Source organism: Streptomyces brasiliensis, assembly GCF_014647875.1.
Lineage (GTDB): Bacteria > Actinomycetota > Actinomycetes > Streptomycetales > Streptomycetaceae > Streptomyces > Streptomyces brasiliensis.
Window position 1 is genome coordinate 148886 of the sequence record NZ_BMQA01000009.1, and the last position, 17364, is coordinate 166249.

Here is a 17364-nt window from a genome sequence, read left to right on the forward strand (position 1 = left end):
CCGTACGAGTGAGAGGGGGCCCGAACTCAGATGCGACCGCGGCACAGTTCGAGCAGCGTCATCGCGAGGGCGGTGCCCGGCTTGCCCAGCGCCTCCCTGTAGTGGCCGAGGATCTCCATCTCGCGGGACAGGTTCACGCGCCGCCCGCCGGAGGCGATCCGCTCCTGCTGGATCACGGCGGACACGGCCATCCGCTCCTGCACGAGCCCGATGATCCGGTCGTCGAGCGCGTCGATGCGCTCCCGGGCGCCGGTGATCGCGTCGGCGGCCTCGGCGGTACGGGCGCCGGTCTTCTCCGTGGCGGTGGTCTTCTCCGTGGCGGTGGAGGTCATAACGGGGGCTCCTTGATCGGTGCGCCCCTGTCCGACAGTCCCCGGAAACGCCAGGCGCCCCGGACCTTGTCGGCCCGGGGCGCCTGGGAAGTCGCTTGTCAGTGGCTCAAGCAGCACGACCATGGCAGCCGGTGGGCCGGTTGCCATAGGTAAAGAGGAAGGTCCCGTGCGTGAGCATGGGCCCAGTATGCCACGGCGCCCACGCGAGGACGTCCTCCGTTCCCGCCCCGTTAGAATCGGTAACCACAGACCCCCGCCCAACCGCCGGAAGGCACCCCGTGTCATCAGCGACAACCGCTGCCGCCACCCCCGACACCGTCCTGGTCGTCGACTTCGGCGCGCAGTACGCCCAGCTCATCGCCCGCCGCGTCCGCGAGGCCCGGGTCTACAGCGAGATCGTGCCGAGCACCATGCCGGTCGCCGACATGCTCGCCAAGAACCCGGCGGCGATCATCCTCTCCGGCGGCCCCTCGTCCGTGTACGAGGAGGGCGCCCCCACCGTCGAGCACGCGCTGTTCGAGGCCGGCGTTCCCCTGTTCGGCATGTGCTACGGCTTCCAGCTGATGGCGCAGGCCCTCGGCGGCACCGTCGACAACACGGGCGCCCGGGAGTACGGCCGTACGGATCTGCACGTCTCCAGGACGTCCTCCACCCTCTTCGAGGGCACCCCCGCCGAGCAGGCCGTCTGGATGTCGCACGGCGACGCCTGCTCCGCCGCCCCCGAGGGCTTCTCCGTGACGGCGTCCACGGACGTCGTCCCGGTCGCCGCCTTCGAGAACGACGAGAAGCGGCTGTACGGCGTCCAGCACCACCCCGAGGTGATGCACTCCACATACGGCCAGCAGGTGCTCGAGCACTTCCTCTACCGGGGCGCGGGCCTGAGCCCGAACTGGACGACCGGCAATGTCATCGAGGAGCAGGTCGCAGCGATCCGCGAGCAGGTCGGCGACAAGCGCGCGATCTGCGGTCTGTCCGGCGGCGTGGACTCCGCCGTCGCCGCCGCGCTGGTCCAGAAGGCCATCGGCTCCCAGCTGACCTGCGTGTATGTCGACCACGGCCTGATGCGCAAGGGCGAGACCGAGCAGGTCGAGAAGGACTTCGTGGCCGCCACCGGCGTCCAGCTGAAGGTCGTCGACGCCGAGGAGCGCTTCCTCACCGCGCTCAAGGGGGTCAGCGACCCCGAGGAGAAGCGGAAGATCATCGGCCGCGAGTTCATCCGCGTCTTCGAGCAGGCCCAGGCCGAGATCATCGCCGACGAGGGTCCGGCGGTGGAGTTCCTGGTCCAGGGCACGCTCTACCCGGACGTGGTCGAGTCCGGCGGCGGCACCGGCACCGCCAACATCAAGTCGCACCACAACGTCGGCGGCCTCCCCGAGGACCTCGAGTTCAAGCTGATCGAGCCGCTGCGCAAGCTGTTCAAGGACGAGGTCCGGATGGTCGGCCAGGAACTGGGCCTGCCGGACGAGATCGTCCAGCGCCAGCCGTTCCCCGGCCCCGGCCTCGGTATCCGCATCGTCGGCGAGGTGACGAAGGAGCGTCTCGACCTGCTGCGCGACGCCGACGCCATCGCCCGCGAGGAGCTGACCGCGGCCGGCCTCGACCGCGACATCTGGCAGTGCCCGGTGGTCCTGCTCGCGGACGTCCGCAGCGTCGGCGTCCAGGGCGACGGCCGCACCTACGGCCACCCGATCGTCCTGCGCCCGGTCTCCTCCGAGGACGCGATGACCGCCGACTGGTCCCGGCTGCCGTACGACGTCCTGGCGAAGATCTCGACGCGCATCACCAACGAGGTCCGGGACGTCAACCGCGTCGTCCTCGACGTCACCTCGAAGCCGCCGGGCACCATCGAGTGGGAGTAGTCCCGACGGTCATGTCCGTTTGAGCGTGCGCACCGGCTCTCCGGGCTTCCAGACCTGGACGACGAGATACGTCTCGTCCTCCACATAGGTCCGTACGACCTCCGTCAACTCGGTGCGGAAGAGGTGGAACGGCTCCGGCGGTTCCACCTCTTCCCTGTACGCCCCCTTCGCCGCCGTGTCGACGACCTCGACGGCGCGCCCGCCGACCCGTACGTCACCGCCGCCCATGCCGGTGTCCGGGCCCGGGTTCGCCTGGAGCGCGAAGCGCGGGTCCCGACGCAGGTCGAGGGCCTTGAACGAGTCCGGCATCATGCCGAGCCACAGCTCGCCGTGCAGAAAGCGGACCTCGAGGCCACAGGTGCGGGGCGAGCCGTCCTTGCGCACGGTCGCCAGGACGTGATGCCGGAACGCGCCGAACCGGTCTTCGGCCGTCTGCGCGAATTCGGGTGCGGAGGAGCGGAAATCCGCCCAGCGGGCTGTCTGGTTCATGCCGCCCAGTCTCCCGGTGAAACCCGACATCCCCTGTCCGGAATCGGCTCCCGGCCTCTTCTTTACAGAACAGCTCTGTTCTCCTGCGCTGACCGACGGTAACTTCCGCCCCGTAAAGCAAACCCAGTGCAGGAGGACCTATGCACGGGCCGACCCCGCCTCTGCCGCTGCCCACGGACCGGCTGCAGTTCGCGATGCCGCCGATGCACGACTCGCTCGAGGACGAACGCCGGCACCGCAAGGAACGGCTCGCGGGTGCCCTGAGGATCTTCGGGCGGTCCGGCTTCGAGGACGGGGTGTCGGGGCACATCACCGCACGCGACCCCGAGTTCTCCGACTGCTTCTGGGTCAACCCCTTCGGGATGCCCTTCAAGCACGTCACGGTCAGCGATCTCGTGCTGGTCAACCGGGACGGTCAGGTCGTCCAGGGCCGCTATCACATCAACCAGGCGGCGTTCACCGTGCACGCCCAGGTCCACGCCGCCCGCCCCGACGTCGTCGCCGTCGCCCACTGCCACTCCGTGCACGGCCGCGCCCTGTCCGCGCTCGGCGAGCTGCTCGACCCGATCAGCCAGGAGAGCTGCGCCTTCTACGAGGACCACGCCCTGTACGACGCCTACACCGGAGTCGCCGTGGACGCCGAGGAGGGCCGCCGGATCGCGGCCGCGCTCGGCAGCCGCAAGGCTCTCGTCATGCGCAACCACGGGCTGCTGACCGTCGGCGACTCGGTGGACGCGGCGGCCTGGTGGTTCCTGTCGATGGAGAAGTCCTGCCAGGTCCAGCAGGCGGCGAAGGCCGCGGGCCGCCCGATCCTCATCGACCACAAACTCGCGACGGCCACCCGCGAACAGCTCGGCGGCGATCTCGTGGCCTGGATCAACTACCAGCCCCTGTGGCAGGACATCAGCCGCAGCGAGCCCGACCTGCTGAGCTAGTGCTGTGACCGGAAAGGTTCACCGGCTCGCGACGCCCGGCACGGCACCTCGCGGCGTTGTCGCCTCACCCGAGTACATCCAGTACGCGGGTGACGCTCCGCCTCGCGATGCACCGCACCGGACGCCGCGAGCTTCCCGGCAAACCTTCCCGCCCACAGCACCAGCACTCTGCCGCCCAGGTCCCGTCGCGCCGGATGATCTCGGCATACGGAAATTCTCGCAGCCGGGTCAACACGGCGGGTCGGGCTTCACCCGCGGTGACCGCACCTGCCGACGGGGCGCGACGTGGCGTAGGGCACAATTCGCTGTCATCACTGGGGAGTTGTGCGGCGACTCGGCGGGCCTCGGACGGGGCCGCCGGCGGGCGCCGCGGTACGTCGGGAAGGCGGGCATCGGGCGTGGCGGTGCAGGAGGCTAGGCAGGGCGCGGAGAGCGCCGCCCACGGGGGCGGCTGCACCTGCGGGGACTGCCCGCACGGGGCGCGCGAGGGACACCGGCGGGCGGTGGCCGAATTCCTGCTCAAACGAGACGAGTTCGCCGCCGGACAGGGGCTGCCGGCGGCGGTGTCCCACTCGGCCTCCGCCTCCCGCCAGTGGGTCTCCGAGGAGTTGACGCAGTCCGCCGAGGTCGTCGCCGAGCGCGGCCGTGCGGAGGGTGAGGCGTGGCTGGCCCGTCTGTGGCTGCGCACGCTCTACGCCCTGTGGTCGGCCGTCGTCGTGCTGCTGCTGGTGCAGGCGCTGACGGCGATCGGCGCGGGCTGGACGAGCGCGCGCACCGCCGGACTGCTCGCCGCGCTGGTGACGGCCGGCGCGCTGACCGCCGCTTCCTGGTTCCACCGGGCGCGCGGCGGGGCGCTGGCCCCGGTCATCGGCGAGGACAACCGCATGTCGACGTCCCGGACCGTCGCGGCGGCCTGGGTGCTGTTCGTGGCGTACGCGGTCCTGGTCCTGGCGGGCCGCCTCGCCGCCGCCTCCGACCCCGCCGAACGCGACGCGCTGATCTCCGGGCTCGACCTCGCACGCGGGGCGGGTGTGGTGACCGTCCTCGCCGTGGTCTGCGGGATCGCCGTGCTGGTCCGCCGGGTGGTGGGCCTGCGCATCCTCGCGCAGCGGCTGCAGAAGGTACGGGCCCACCGGCCGCGCGCCGCCGACCTGCTGACCGACGACTCCGGCCGGGGCACCTTCGCCGACATCCAGTACGTCGTGATCGGCGCCGTCGCCCTGGTCTTCGCCGCCGTCCGCCTGGCCCGCCGCCCCGACCAACTCCCGGATCTGCCCTGGGGGCTCGCCGTGCTCGTCCTCATCTCTGCCGCGACCTACCTGGCCGGCAAGTACGCGGAGGGCGGGCGCCCCGTCATCCTCTCCGTGGTCCGCGCCCGCGAGGCCGGCGACCTGGACGGGCCGATCCGCACCGGCGACGACATCGAGATCCGCGGCACCGGCTTCGTCCCGCCCGGCGCCGATACCGCCGACCGCCTCTCCCGCATGGTCGTCCGCATCGGCCCGGTCAATGTCCACGTCCCCCTGATCCCCGTCACCGGCGGATTCAACAACCCCACGGACACGATGCTCAAGGTCCCCGTGCCCGCCGATGTCGAGCCGGGCCTGGTGGAGGTCCAGGTGGTCACAGCAGGGGGCGTGGCCACGAACCGCTGCGAGGTGGAGATCACGGACTGAGCCGACGATGAGCGACGGCGTCCTGATCCAGGATCACCCGGACGGCCTCCCCGGCCTCACCGTGGCCCTTCTTCTGGCGCACATCTGATCGGGCGGATTCGGAAAAACGTCCCGGAGAAGGTGAGCGCGAGCCGGTTGTCGTACGTATGGTCTGTCGAGGGGTCTTACCGCGGCGAGAGGTGGCTGGGAGCGATGACTCACGGGATTCGTACGGATACGCACACTCCTTATCTCGACAGTGGCCGCGACTGGCGGGAGACCGCCACCCGCTATGCCTTTCTCCCTCTGCGCATCTTTCTCGGCGTCACCTTCGTCTACGCCGGCCTGGACAAGCTGACCGACAGCGCCTTCATGAAGTCGGGCGGGGCCGGGTCGATCGGTGACATGATGCGCGGCGTCCGCGACTCCGCAGCGATCCCGGCCCTCGTCGACATGGCCCTGAAGAACCCCGTCGGCTTCGGCTACGCCATCGCCTTCGGTGAACTCGCCGTCGGCATCGGCACCCTGATCGGCCTGCTCGGCCGCCTCGCCGCACTCGGCGGCGCGCTGATCTCCCTCAGCCTGTGGCTGACGATGAGCTGGGCCGCCGACCCCTACTACTACGGCAACGACCTCGCCTACCTGATGGCCTGGCTGCCCCTCGTCCTGGCAGGTGCCCCCTACCTCTCCCTGGACGCCGCCATCCGGTCGAGGCGACGGCAACGGTCGGGAGGGTTCCGGTAGCTCCTGCCGTCCTGCCGGGGTCGGGATCAGTTCCGTACCTCGGTCCCCGTGGGCCCGGCCGTGTTCGTACGGCCGGGCCCACGCCGTCTGCGGACGGTCCGCGTCAGCACGGCCGTCGCCCCCGCGAGGCACAGGCCGCCCACGACGAGCGGCACGACCGCGAACCAGGGTGTCTCCCACAGCCCGGCCGCGTCACCGGCGAACACCGCGCCCGTGGCCGTGAGGAAGAGTCCGGCGACCAGCCTCCCCGGCTGGAACTCATGACGCAGCACGGCTCACCTCCGCCTGTCCCACCCCGACCGAGACGTTGATGTCGAACGTGCCGCCCTGCTTGCCGCCTGCCGCCGGAGTCAGCGTCACGTCCTTGTGCTTGCCCGGCTCCACGTCCACGTCCTTCTTGTCGTCCCCCGGCAACTGGATGTCGCCCACCCCCACGTCGATGCTCAGCCGCACCGTCGCGTCCGCGGGCACGAGCAGCTTCAACTGGCCCGCCCCCACCTGGGCGCTCGTCGCCAGCGTCTGCCCCTTGGCGAGGCGCACCCCGCTCAGGTCGAGGGTGCCGACGCCGGTACCGAGGTCGTACTTCGGCCGTACGTCCGCCACCGCCGCCGGCTGCCACGACGTGTGCCTCCAGTGCGTGGTGATGTCCTTCGGCAGGGCCGCCGAGCCCGCGAGCAGCGCCGCCGTGACGACCGCCAGGAACACCGACCCGGCACCCGTACGCCCCAGGACCGCACTGACCGCGACGCCGAGACCGAAGACCACGAGGGCGCAGGCGAGACCGGCCTGCACGCTGGTGCCCAGCGGGTGCCCGTCCCAGGTGAGGCCGGTGCCCAGGCCGCCGGCCAGCAGGGCGAGCAGGAACACCCAGCCGCCGACCCAGCGCGGGCCACGCGGTCTCGGGGGCGTGGCATAGAAGGCGCGTATGTTCTCGCGGGCGCTCGTGGTGCGGCCGAGGCTGATGTTGACGGCAGCCGAGATGTCCCGGTCGCGGGAGTCGCCGGGTCCCCACAGATAGCCGGTACCGCCGACGTGCGTGCCGTCCTTGATGATGGGGTCGCGCCACCAGGAGGGATAGGCGGTGGGCGCCGGCGGTGCCTGGGCCTCCGGGGGAGCGTCCGCGACGGCCTGCGCCGCCAGCGGATCGGGGTCGGGGGCGCCGCGCCGCTGTGACCAGTAACCGGCGCCCGCGAGCAGGAGGGAGAGGACGACGGCGAACGTCAGCACCCCGCCGTTCCTCAGCATCGTCAGGAACACCCCGCAGCCGACCAGGGCGAACAGCACGGCCGCGAGCGCCTGTCCGTCGACCCGTCCGGTCAGCAGCTTGCGGACCTCGTTCTCCTCCTCGTCGTCGTACGGCACGAAGAGCCAGGCGAATCCGTAGAAGATGAGGCCGATCCCGCCCGTCGCGGCGAGCACCGCGAGGGTGATGCGGAAGATCACGGGATCCATGTCGGTGTGCCGGCCGAGCCCGGAGCACACGCCCGCCACCATCTTGTGGCGGCGGTCGCGCCGGAACCTGCGCGGGGACTCGACGACCGCGCCCTCACCGGCGGCCGTCCCCTCCCCGGCGGGCCCCGCCGCGGGGCCCGCGGCGGGCGCGGCATCCGCCGGCCCGGCGCCCGGTGCGGGGCGCGGGCCGGTGCCGGGTCCCGGACCCGTCGCGGCGTGCTCGTGATCTGTCATGCGTCCATGGTGACGGCCGTGCCGCCGCCGCGGCAGTCGGGATGACCCTGGCGGAACCCTGATATCGGCCCTGAGACGCGGCAGGGAGGCATTCGAAGGGCCTTTCCCCGACCGCCCGGTCCCCTCCTCCCGACTGCCCGGTCCCCTTTTTCCCGAAGCTCGAGACCCCCGTCCTCGAAGCCCAAGGCCACTTTCCCGAAGATCAGGGGAGTCTAGGGGGCCGACCCTGATGCTCCGCACCTGCGGCCGTGTGACCATCGTTGGCATGCCGGAAGCCGCAGCAGCGCCACTCGACGACCCGCGGCCGCCGCGCAAGCTCTACCGAAGCAGCGACGGCCGCTGGCTCGGCGGAGTGGCGCGGGGCCTCGCCGGGCACCTCGGGCTGCCCGTGGTCTGGGTGCGGCTCGTCTTCGTCGGCCTGTTCATGGCCGACGGCCTCGGCGCGCTGCTGTACGCCGCGTTCTGGTTCTTCGTACCCCTCGGCGTCGGCGGTGTCGGCGACCAGCGTTCGCCGTCCCTGGTCGGCACGGAGACCTCACCGGACGGCCGTCGCAGACTCGTCACCCGCAAGCCCGACAAGGGCCAGATCGTCGCGCTGCTCCTCATGGTCGTCGTGTCCATGGTCTTCGTGGGCAGCGTCAAGCTGGGCACCGGCGCCAAGGCGTATCTCCTCCCCGCCGTCCTGGTCGCCGCCGGCGTCGCCCTCGTCTGGCGCCAGGCGGACAACGCCCGCCGGGCCCGCTGGGTCGAGGTCGGCCGCCGCCGCCGTACGCTCACGCTGCTGCGCGCGGGCGCCGGTGTGCTGCTCGTCACCGCCGGTGTCACCGGCATCTTCGTCCTGCAGGGCTCGGCCGCCCACCTCGGCTCGGTCCTCCAGGCCGCCCTCGCGGTCCTCGTCGGTATAACGCTGCTCGCCGGGCCGTACCTCGTGCGGATGACCCAGGACCTGTCCGAGGAGCGCCTGATGCGCATCCGTGCCCAGGAGCGCGCCGAGGTCGCAGCACACGTCCACGACTCCGTGCTGCACACCCTGACCCTGATCCAGCGCAACGCGGAGAACGCGAACGAGGTCCGCCGCCTCGCCCGAGCCCAGGAGCGCGACCTGCGCACCTGGCTCTACAACCCCGAGGGCACCGGCAAGGACGAGGCGGACGAGCCGGCCACCCTCGCCGAGGCGGTGCGGCGCAACGCGGCCGAGGTGGAGGACAAGCACGGCGTCCCGATCGAGGTCGTCGTGGTCGGCGACTGCCCGCTCGACGAGAAGACGGGCGCTCAGATGCAGGCCGCGCGTGAGGCAATGGTGAACGCCGCCAAGTACGGTGGCGAGGGCGGCGCCGTGCAGGTCTACGCCGAAGTCGAGGGCAGGACCGTCTTCGTGTCGATCCGCGACCGGGGTCCGGGCTTCGACCTCGACTCGATACCCGCCGACCGCATGGGCGTCAGAGAATCGATCATCGGCCGCATGGAGCGCAACGGCGGCACGGCGCGGCTGCGGCCGGTGCCGGACGGCGGTACGGAGGTCGAGCTGGAGATGGAGAGGGCAGAGGAGACGTCATGAGCGACGCGACCGAGGCGAACGGCACGACGGGTGCCGCGGAGGCGGCCGGACCCGCCCGGCCCGGCGGCGCGGGGGAGCGCCGCGTGCGCGTCGTCCTCGTCGACGACCACCGCATGTTCCGTACGGGCGTCCAGGCCGAGATCGGCCAGACCGAGCAGACCGGCGTCGAGGTCGTCGGCGAGGCCGCCGATGTCGACCAGGCGGTGACGGTCATCACCGCGACCCGCCCCGAGGTGGTCCTCCTCGACGTCCACCTGCCGGGCGGCGGCGGCGTCGAAGTGCTGCGCCGCTGCGCCCCGTTGATGGCCGACAGCGAGCAGCCCGTCCGCTTTCTCGCGCTGTCCGTCTCGGACGCCGCGGAGGACGTGATCGGCGTGATCCGCGGCGGCGCCCGTGGCTACGTCACCAAGACGATCACCGGTACCGACCTGGTCGACTCGATCTTCCGAGTCCAGGAGGGCGACGCCGTGTTCTCGCCGCGGCTGGCCGGCTTCGTCCTCGACGCGTTCGCCTCCACCGATGCCCCGCCGGTCGACGAGGACCTCGACCGCCTCACCCAGCGCGAACGCGAGGTGCTCCGCCTCATCGCCCGGGGGTACGCGTACAAGGAGATCGCCAAGCAGCTCTTCATCTCCGTGAAGACGGTCGAGTCGCATGTCTCGGCGGTACTGCGCAAGCTCCAGCTGTCCAACCGCCACGAGCTGACCCGCTGGGCGACGGCACGACGGCTGGTGTGAGCATCCGGTGACGCGGTGGTTCGAGTCCGGCCACAGCGGCGCTGAGGGCGGCAACTGCCTCGAGGTCGGCGGACACCGCTCACGCCACTCGCGTCGCCCCCGCGAACGGCATCTGGTCGATCGGGGCCAGCCGTACGGGGGCCGAGGGGTTCGGGGCGTGGATCATCTGCCCGTTGCCGATGTAGAGGCCGACGTGGCTGATGCCGGAGTAGAAGAACACCAGGTCCCCGGGCCGGAGTTCGGACCGTGACACGCGTCGGCCCGCGTTGATCTGGGCGTACGTCGTGCGGGGGAGGGAGACTCCCGCGGAGCGGTAGGCGGCCTGGACGAGGCCTGAGCAGTCGAAGGAGTTCGGGCCGGTCGCGCCCCAGACGTAGGGGCTGCCGAGCTTCCGATAGGCGTAGGAAATGGCTGCTGCGGCAAGGGAGTTGGGGGCCGCGACGGAACCGGCGCCGAGGGCGTCGCGCGCGCCCGAGGCCGACCGTGAGGCGTGCCCCGCCGTGCCGCCGTCGGCCGCGATACGGGCCCGCTCCTGCGGCGACAACCGGCCCAGCAACTGCCGTGCCTCGGACAGCTTCCCGTTGATCGTCTTCTTGTGCCGCTTCAGCTCGGCCTGCCGGGACCTGAGCGAGACCAGTTCGACGCGGGCGGCCCCGCGCAGCTGCTCGATCTCCCGCAGCTGCTCGCGAACACGGGACACGGCCTGCGACTGCCGGTCACCCACCCGCTCGGCGAACGCGGCCCCGTCGAGGTAGCGGTCGGGGTCGTCGGACAGCGCCAGTTGCAGCACGGGGTCGAGGCCCCCGGTGCGGTACTGCGCCGCCGCGACCGTCCCCAGCGCCTCGCGCGCCGAGTTGAGCTTCAGCTCCCTGCGGGCGGCCTCGTCCCCCAGCTCCTTCAGCCGCCGTTCGGCCGTATCGGCCTTCTCCTTGGCTCCGTTGTACTTCTCGGTGGCGACCTCGGCGTCCTGGTACAGCTTGTCCACCTTGGCCTTGACCTGTGCCGGCGTCAGCTGCGGCTCGGCGTGCCCGGTCCCGTCGAAGGCCGTCGCGGTCGCCGCGCCTGCCAGGGCCATGGTCACGGCCGTCCGGGACGTGGGACCGCCGAGCGAGCGTTGCCGGGGCTTGCGGTGCGCTGCCACCTGAACCCTCACGTCCTTCCTGCGACCGCCTGGCCATCCGTACGTCCGCCGGGGGGAGCGGCCGTACGTCCGCCGGGGAGCGGCTGGGGCGTCCGGCGGTGGCCCGCACAGGGGAAGCGGGCCACCGCCGGACTTCTCGGCGGAGGTGTCCGACTGCCGCCCCTGGCCCGGGCGGCGGTGGGGAGCCGGTCACCTGGTGGAGGACGCTAAACCTGAGTGTGTCGGGTCGGTAACGCTATGTGCGGAAGTGATGGCAGGGGACCGCCGGTGACCGTAAATGACCGTGATCCCTGTCCGGAGCCGCCGACTTCGCGTGACGCGATGACCGAAGCGGGGGTTCGGGGACATGTGGCGGCGGCGGGGTGCTATGGGGGTGCATATATGCGCGCCGGTTCAGGCGCTCGGGGGGCGGTGGCGATGGCTGTCCAGGGTGGGGCGGTGGCCGTAGGCGCCCGGCACCTGATTAGGCTCCGGACCATGGACGTACTCATCCATCTCTTCGTCGGCCTGCACATCGTCGGCATCGGCGCACTCCTCGGCGGCTTCCTCACGCAGATGAAGGCGATGGGCAAGGGCACCGCCCGCTTCGTCCCCGCGATGCTGCACGGCGCGCTGACCATGCTGGTCACCGGTGTGATCCTGGTCGGCCTCAACCAGGCCGACGACCACCACGTCAACAACATCAAGATCGGCGTGAAACTGGCCGTGCTGATCGTGATCCTCGGGCTCGTCTACGTGAAGCGGGACGACGAGCACGTCGACAAGCGCCTCTTCGGCCTGGTGGGCCTGCTCACCCTGGCGAACATCTTCATCGCCGTGCTGTGGACGTGAGGTACGCCCTGCCGGGGATGCGGCGGACGCCGGCGTGACGCTCAGCGTGCGGCGCTGAGCCGGGCGCGGGCCGCCGCCAGCGCGCCCACGGCGACCGCGATCCATACCGCCACCGCGATCCACACCAGGACCTGCCCGGGGCCCTTCAGCCACGGGACCCCGAGGACGGCGGCGCCAGACAGTGTCGCCGCGGCCGTCATCCCCATCGGGAAGACGGTCGCCCAGCGGCGTACGTCGTAGCGCGGCCGCAGGTGCACCAACTCGGCGACCAGCAGGACGACGTAACAGGCCAGGACGAGGACGAGCAGCGCGCCGGTCACTTTGCGCAGGACGTCCCGGTCGTCGTCGTTCCACAGATGCAGCCGCGGGCCGTCGGCGGCGATCAGCTTCGCCCCGGCCAGTGCCGAGATGGCCAGCGCGCCGCCCGCGATCCACTGGTCCCCGGCGCCCTCGGTGAGCTGCCGCGGTTCGAAGCGGGCCAGCGCGAAGCAGTAGAGCACGAGCCCGAGCCAGAACAGCACCAGCGCGGTGTGCGCGAGCCAGGCCGTCGCTTCGGCCTTGGCGAGGGTGGCTGCGAGGACGGCGAGCCCCTCGGTGGCGACGCAGCCCAGGAACACCGCGCCGGGCATGTGCCGGTGCCAGTGCGGTACGACGAGGAGCATCAGGACCGGCCACAGCACGGCCGCCAGCGCGAACAGCGCCTCCGCCAGTTCCAGCCGGCCCAGCGTGGAGAAACGGGTGCCGAGCACGGTGGTCGCGGCCACGGCCGTCAGTGCGCCCGGCGTCTTCGCCTCGGTAACCCAGCGCTCCCGCGCGACCAGCAGCCCCACGACGAAGGATGCGGCGAGCGCCAGCCAGGCGACACAGGCCATCGCGAGGAAGACCCGGGACAGTAACTCCTGCCGGATCATCTGCAGCCCCACCGACACGATCCCGGTCGCCATCACTGCGGCCCCGGCCGCGGGCGGACGCTGCGCCCACCAGGCGCGAAGGGGTGAGGTGCCGGGCATGGGCCCGATGCTAAGGATCACCGCTCACGATCCGGGCGGGGCACGCGCGCGGGGAGCGCAAAAACGCGCGGGTGCGGGACACGGGCGGGCCCGGGTGGTGCGTGGGGGTGGGGGCGCGTCACGTGCGCACCCGGCGCGGTGGCGGCGGCCGGTACCGGGCGTCCGACCGCCGCCGACGATCAGGCCGGTCGTACCACGCTGTGGATGATCGAGTCCCCCGCGTAGTAGATCGACTCCTCGCGGACGTAGGCGCCGGGCTTGGGGGCGTGGATCATCATGCCGTCGCCGATGTAGAGGCCGACGTGGCTGATGTCGTCGTAGAAGAAGATCAGGTCACCGGGCTGGGCGCCGGCGAGGGAGACGGTCGTGCCCGCGTCGACCTGGTCCCAGGTGGTGCGCGGAAGGTCGACGCCGGCGGCCTTCCAGGCGGCCTGGGTGAGGCCGGAGCAGTCGTACGAGTCGGGGCCGGTCGCGCCCCAGACGTACGGCTTGCCGATCTGGGCGCGGGCGAAGGCGATCGCCTTGTCGGCCTTGGTGGCGTAGGAGTCGGACGACGACGTGGAACCGCCGGACGAGGTCGACGACCCCGAGGAGCCGGTCGTGTCCGAGGAACTGCTGTCCTGCTGCGCCGCCGCCTCTGCCGCCTTCTGCGCCTCCTGCTGCTTGGCGAGCTCGGCGGCCTTCCGCGCGGCCTCCTCCTGCTTCTGCTTCTCGATGGCGGCGAGCCGTGCCTTCTCCTCCGCCGTCAGCTTGGACAGCAGCTCGCGCGCGGTGGAGAGCTTCTTCTGGACCGTCGCCTTCGCGGTCTTCAGTTCACTCTGCGACTCGTTCAGCGTCTCGAGGCTCTTGGTGGCCTCCTGCCGCTTCTTCATCGTCGTGGACTGCTGGGTGATGTAGTCGTCGACGGCGCCCTTCTGGCGCGAGGTCATCCGGCCCATCAGCTGGGTCTGGTCGAAGTAGTCCTGGGGGTTGTCGGCCAGCAGGAAGGTCGCGGTGTCGGGGGCGGCGGCCCCGGTCCGGTACTGGGCCGCGGCGAACGTCCCGAGTTCCTCGCGGGCCTTGTTGAGCTTGTCCGTGCGCCGGGCCACATCGTCCAGGAGTGTGTCGACCTGCTTGCGCTGCTTGCCGGACTTCTCCTTGGCCGAGTTGTACTTCTCGGTCGCCGACTCCGCCTGACGGTAGAGATCGTCGACCTTCTTCTGCACCTCCTCGATGCTCGGCTTGCCGTCGTCCGAGGGGGCGGCGTTGGCCGTCTGGGTGAGCAGGGCCACGGAGGTGAGAGCGGCGGTGGCGAGGGCGGGGGTGCCTATGCCGGCTATGCGCGTGCTCGCGGGGCGCGGCTTGCGGTGCGACGCCAAGAGAGGCGACTCCTTCCATGTTCCGCCTGCCGAGTTAGCTGTCGGGTTCGGGCGGATGGTTCGGAAGGCTTGCCCTACGACCCGGTCCCGTGACGGGACGTGGGTCGATTCACCCCAGGTCGGTGGGTCCCCGGCTCCGGCTGCCTCGGGGTGGCACACCGGACTCGGCGGAGGCCGTGCGGCCCGGCGACGTTCGCCGGTGGGGGTCGTACGGCCTGCCCGGAACGGTAGCCAACTGGTGAGGCGCCTGTGAAGGTTGATGGGTGATATGCCCGATACATTTTCGTGACCTTTGGTCAAGGCGCCGTGAGGTGTGGCCGATACATGGTGACGATCGGCGACTTGTCTCTTTTGTCCATCGCGTGGGCGGGTGGCGTCCCGGCGCCGTGAGAGTGGAACCCGACAGGATTACGGCCCGTCGCGCATCGTGATCGGACAGTTGTGCCTGGTGACGGCCGTGCCCGGCGCAGGAGAACCCGGGATGTTCTCGGGGCGGCGACCGGTTGTCGGTGGGGCGCCCTAGACTCGGAGAGCGATGAGCAGCCTCTTTGACGACAGCTTCCTGGCGAACCTCCGAGCCCCCCACGGGCACGAGGAGGAACCTCCGCCACCGCCCGAGGACGATCACGCTCCGGAGCCGATTCCGGACGATCTGTTCGGCGGGAAGTTCGACGTGCCGCCGGACCGGGACACCCACTACCGCGACGGTGCCCCCCGCCCGGTCCTCGACGCGGGCGCCCTCCTGGAAGGGCTGAACGAGAACCAGCGCGCGGCTGTCGTCCACTCCGGCACCCCGCTGCTCATCGTGGCCGGAGCCGGCTCCGGCAAGACCCGCGTGCTCACGCACCGCATCGCGTACCTCCTCGGCGAGCGGCAGGTGCACCCGGGACAGATCCTCGCGATCACCTTCACCAACAAGGCCGCCGGCGAGATGAAGGAGCGCGTCGAGCAGCTCGTCGGCCCACGCGCGAACGCGATGTGGGTGATGACCTTCCACAGCGCGTGCGTGCGCATCCTGCGCCGCGAGAGCAAGAAGCTCGGCTTCACCAGCTCGTTCTCGATCTACGACGCCGCCGACTCCAAGCGGCTCATGGCGCTCGTCTGCCGTGATCTCGATCTCGACCCCAAGCGCTATCCGCCGAAGTCCTTCAGCGCCAAGATCAGCAACCTCAAGAACGAGCTGATCGACGAGGAGGACTTCGCCTCGCAGGCGGCCGACGGGTTCGAGAAGACTCTCGCCCAGGCCTACGCCCTCTACCAGTCCCGGCTGCGCGAGGCGAACGCCCTCGACTTCGATGACCTGATCATGACGACGGTCAACCTGCTGCGCGCGTTCCCGGACGTCGCCGAGCACTACCGCCGCCGCTTCCGGCACGTCCTCGTCGACGAGTACCAGGACACCAACCACGCCCAGTACGCGCTCGTGCGCGAACTCGTCGGCACGCCGCGGCATGACGAGGACGTACCGCCGGCCGAGCACGACCTGCCGCCCGCCGAACTCTGCGTCGTGGGCGATGCCGACCAGTCGATCTACGCCTTCCGCGGCGCGACGATCCGCAACATCCTCCAGTTCGAGGAGGACTACCCGGACGCGACGACGATCCTCCTGGAGCAGAACTACCGCTCCACGCAGACGATCCTGTCCGCCGCCAACGCGGTCATCGAGCGCAACGAGTCCCGCCGCCCCAAGAACCTGTGGACCAACGCGGGTGCGGGCGCGCAGATCACCGGGTACGTGGCCGACACGGAACACGACGAGGCGCAGTTCGTCGCCGACGAGATCGACCGGCTCACGGACGCGGCCGAGGTGAAGGCCGGCGACGTCGCGGTGTTCTACCGCACCAACGCCCAGTCCCGTGTCTTCGAAGAGGTCTTCATCCGCGTCGGCCTGCCCTACAAGGTCGTCGGCGGTGTCCGCTTCTACGAGCGCAAGGAGGTCCGGGACGTCCTGGCCTACCTGCGCGTGCTCGCGAATCCTGAGGACTCGGTCCCGCTGCGCCGCATCCTCAACGTCCCCAAGCGCGGCATCGGCGAGCGCGCCGAGGCGATGATCGACGCCCTCGCCCAACGAGAGAAGATCAGCTTCCCGCAGGCGCTGCGCCGTGTCGACGAGGCGTACGGCATGGCGGCCCGCTCGACCAACGCCGTCAAGCGGTTCAACACGCTGATGGAGGACCTTCGTACGATCGTCGAGTCCGGCGCGGGACCGGCGACCGTCCTGGAAGCCATACTCGAACGCACCGGCTACCTGGCCGAGTTGCAGTCCTCGACCGACCCCCAGGACGAGACCCGGATCGAGAACCTCCAGGAACTCGCCGCCGTCGCCCTGGAGTTCGAGCAGGAGCGCGAGGGCGGGGAGCAGGGCACGCTGGCCGACTTCCTGGAGCAGGTCGCGCTGGTCGCCGACTCCGACCAGATCCCCGACGAGGACGAGGAGGGCTCCGGCGTCATCACGCTGATGACCCTCCACACCGCCAAGGGCCTGGAGTTCCCGGTGGTCTTCCTGACCGGCATGGAGGACGGCGTCTTCCCGCACATGCGTTCCCTGGGTCAGACCAAGGAGCTGGAGGAGGAGCGCCGCCTCGCGTACGTCGGCATCACGCGCGCGCGTGAGCGGCTCTACCTCACCCGCTCGACGCTGCGCAGCGCCTGGGGCCAGCCGTCCTACAACCCGCCCTCCCGCTTCCTGGAGGAGATCCCGGGCGCCCACGTGGAGTGGAAGCGCACGGGAGTCACCGCGCCCGTGTCCTCCGGCCCGGCGTCCGGCATCGCGGCCTCGCTGTCCTCGACCCGCTCGCGCTCCTCGGCGTCGGGCGCGTCCGGGTTCGCCACGAACCGCGCCACGCAGAAGCCGGTGGTGTCCCTGGCTGTCGGGGACCGGGTGACGCACGACCAGTTCGGGCTCGGCACGGTCCTCGCGGTGACGGGCGAGGGCGACAAGGCCCAGGCGACGATCGACTTCGGAGATGCCAAGCCGAAGCGGCTGGTGCTGCGGTACGCGCCGGTGGAGAAGCTCTGAGGCGCTCTGA

15 protein-coding genes and 1 riboswitch are annotated in these 17364 nt (G+C 71.0%); of the genes, 8 read left to right on the plus strand and 7 right to left on the minus strand.

Annotation, left to right across the window (positions count from 1 at the left end; translation table 11 throughout):
• Window positions 1–26: 26 nt before the first annotated feature.
• Window positions 27–332 carry a chorismate mutase gene (locus tag IEZ19_RS16770; RefSeq protein ID WP_189311979.1) on the minus strand — a complete coding sequence of 102 codons (306 nt, stop codon included), beginning with the start codon at window positions 330–332 and terminating at the stop codon, window positions 27–29.
• Between the two features lie 278 nt (window positions 333–610).
• Between IEZ19_RS16770 and guaA the strand changes: the two genes are divergently transcribed.
• The gene (gene guaA, locus IEZ19_RS16775) at window positions 611–2191 is read left to right on the plus strand and encodes a glutamine-hydrolyzing GMP synthase (RefSeq protein WP_189311980.1); all 1581 of its coding nucleotides are present in this window, start codon (window positions 611–613) and stop codon (window positions 2189–2191) included.
• Between the two features lie 9 nt (window positions 2192–2200).
• Here guaA and IEZ19_RS16780 read toward each other — a convergent pair whose 3' ends face one another.
• Window positions 2201–2680, minus strand: a complete 480-nt coding sequence (locus IEZ19_RS16780; protein WP_189311981.1) for a pyridoxamine 5'-phosphate oxidase family protein — start codon at window positions 2678–2680, stop codon at window positions 2201–2203.
• Between the two features lie 140 nt (window positions 2681–2820).
• Between IEZ19_RS16780 and IEZ19_RS16785 the strand changes: the two genes are divergently transcribed.
• From IEZ19_RS16785 to IEZ19_RS16795, 3 genes are all read left to right on the plus strand, one after another.
• Window positions 2821–3615 carry a class II aldolase/adducin family protein gene (locus IEZ19_RS16785; RefSeq protein WP_189311982.1) on the plus strand — a complete coding sequence of 265 codons (795 nt, stop codon included), beginning with the start codon at window positions 2821–2823 and terminating at the stop codon, window positions 3613–3615.
• 398 nt (window positions 3616–4013) lie between these two features.
• Window positions 4014–5291: a hypothetical protein gene (locus IEZ19_RS16790; RefSeq protein ID WP_189311983.1), complete on the plus strand. Its 1278-nt coding sequence runs from the start codon at window positions 4014–4016 to the stop codon at window positions 5289–5291.
• A 192-nt stretch (window positions 5292–5483) separates the two neighbouring features.
• On the plus strand, window positions 5484–6014 hold the full coding sequence (locus IEZ19_RS16795) for a DoxX family protein (RefSeq protein WP_189311984.1): 531 nt from the start codon (window positions 5484–5486) through the stop codon (window positions 6012–6014).
• 26 nt (window positions 6015–6040) lie between these two features.
• Here the strand turns inward: IEZ19_RS16795 and IEZ19_RS16800 are convergent, their stop codons facing one another.
• Window positions 6041–6286 (minus strand): hypothetical protein, encoded by a 246-nt coding sequence (locus IEZ19_RS16800; protein ID WP_189311985.1) that lies wholly within the window; start codon window positions 6284–6286, stop codon window positions 6041–6043.
• Window positions 6273–7700: a PspC domain-containing protein gene (locus IEZ19_RS16805; RefSeq protein ID WP_189311986.1), complete on the minus strand. Its 1428-nt coding sequence runs from the start codon at window positions 7698–7700 to the stop codon at window positions 6273–6275. The genes IEZ19_RS16800 and IEZ19_RS16805 overlap by 14 nt, the downstream gene beginning before the upstream one ends.
• Window positions 7701–7965: 265 nt before the next feature.
• Here IEZ19_RS16805 and IEZ19_RS16810 point away from each other — a divergent pair, with 265 nt between their 5' ends.
• Together IEZ19_RS16810 and IEZ19_RS16815 are read left to right on the plus strand one after the other, a co-directional pair.
• Window positions 7966–9258 (plus strand): ATP-binding protein, encoded by a 1293-nt coding sequence (locus IEZ19_RS16810; protein WP_189311987.1) that lies wholly within the window; start codon window positions 7966–7968, stop codon window positions 9256–9258.
• Window positions 9255–9995 carry a LuxR C-terminal-related transcriptional regulator gene (locus IEZ19_RS16815; RefSeq protein WP_189311988.1) on the plus strand — a complete coding sequence of 247 codons (741 nt, stop codon included), beginning with the start codon at window positions 9255–9257 and terminating at the stop codon, window positions 9993–9995. The genes IEZ19_RS16810 and IEZ19_RS16815 overlap by 4 nt, the downstream gene beginning before the upstream one ends.
• Window positions 9996–10074: 79 nt before the next feature.
• On the opposite strand, the gene IEZ19_RS16820 is transcribed toward IEZ19_RS16815, so the two are convergent.
• Window positions 10075–11136: a C40 family peptidase gene (locus IEZ19_RS16820; protein WP_189312135.1), complete on the minus strand. Its 1062-nt coding sequence runs from the start codon at window positions 11134–11136 to the stop codon at window positions 10075–10077.
• Between the two features lie 477 nt (window positions 11137–11613).
• Between IEZ19_RS16820 and IEZ19_RS16825 the strand changes: the two genes are divergently transcribed.
• Window positions 11614–11967 (plus strand): hypothetical protein, encoded by a 354-nt coding sequence (locus IEZ19_RS16825; protein WP_189311989.1) that lies wholly within the window; start codon window positions 11614–11616, stop codon window positions 11965–11967.
• 41 nt (window positions 11968–12008) lie between these two features.
• On the opposite strand, the gene IEZ19_RS16830 is transcribed toward IEZ19_RS16825, so the two are convergent.
• Both IEZ19_RS16830 and IEZ19_RS16835 read right to left on the minus strand, forming a co-directional pair.
• On the minus strand, window positions 12009–12977 hold the full coding sequence (locus tag IEZ19_RS16830; protein WP_189311990.1) for a tellurite resistance/C4-dicarboxylate transporter family protein: 969 nt from the start codon (window positions 12975–12977) through the stop codon (window positions 12009–12011).
• Window positions 12978–13156: 179 nt separating this feature from the next.
• A complete protein-coding gene (locus IEZ19_RS16835) occupies window positions 13157–14335 on the minus strand; it encodes a C40 family peptidase (RefSeq protein ID WP_189311991.1) in 1179 nt (392 codons plus the stop codon).
• A gap of 8 nt (window positions 14336–14343) precedes the next feature.
• Window positions 14344–14515, minus strand: a riboswitch (cyclic di-AMP (ydaO/yuaA leader).
• 355 nt (window positions 14516–14870) lie between these two features.
• Here IEZ19_RS16835 and pcrA point away from each other — a divergent pair.
• Window positions 14871–17354 (plus strand): DNA helicase PcrA, encoded by a 2484-nt coding sequence (pcrA, locus tag IEZ19_RS16840; RefSeq protein ID WP_189311992.1) that lies wholly within the window; start codon window positions 14871–14873, stop codon window positions 17352–17354.
• Window positions 17355–17364: the final 10 nt, after the last annotated feature.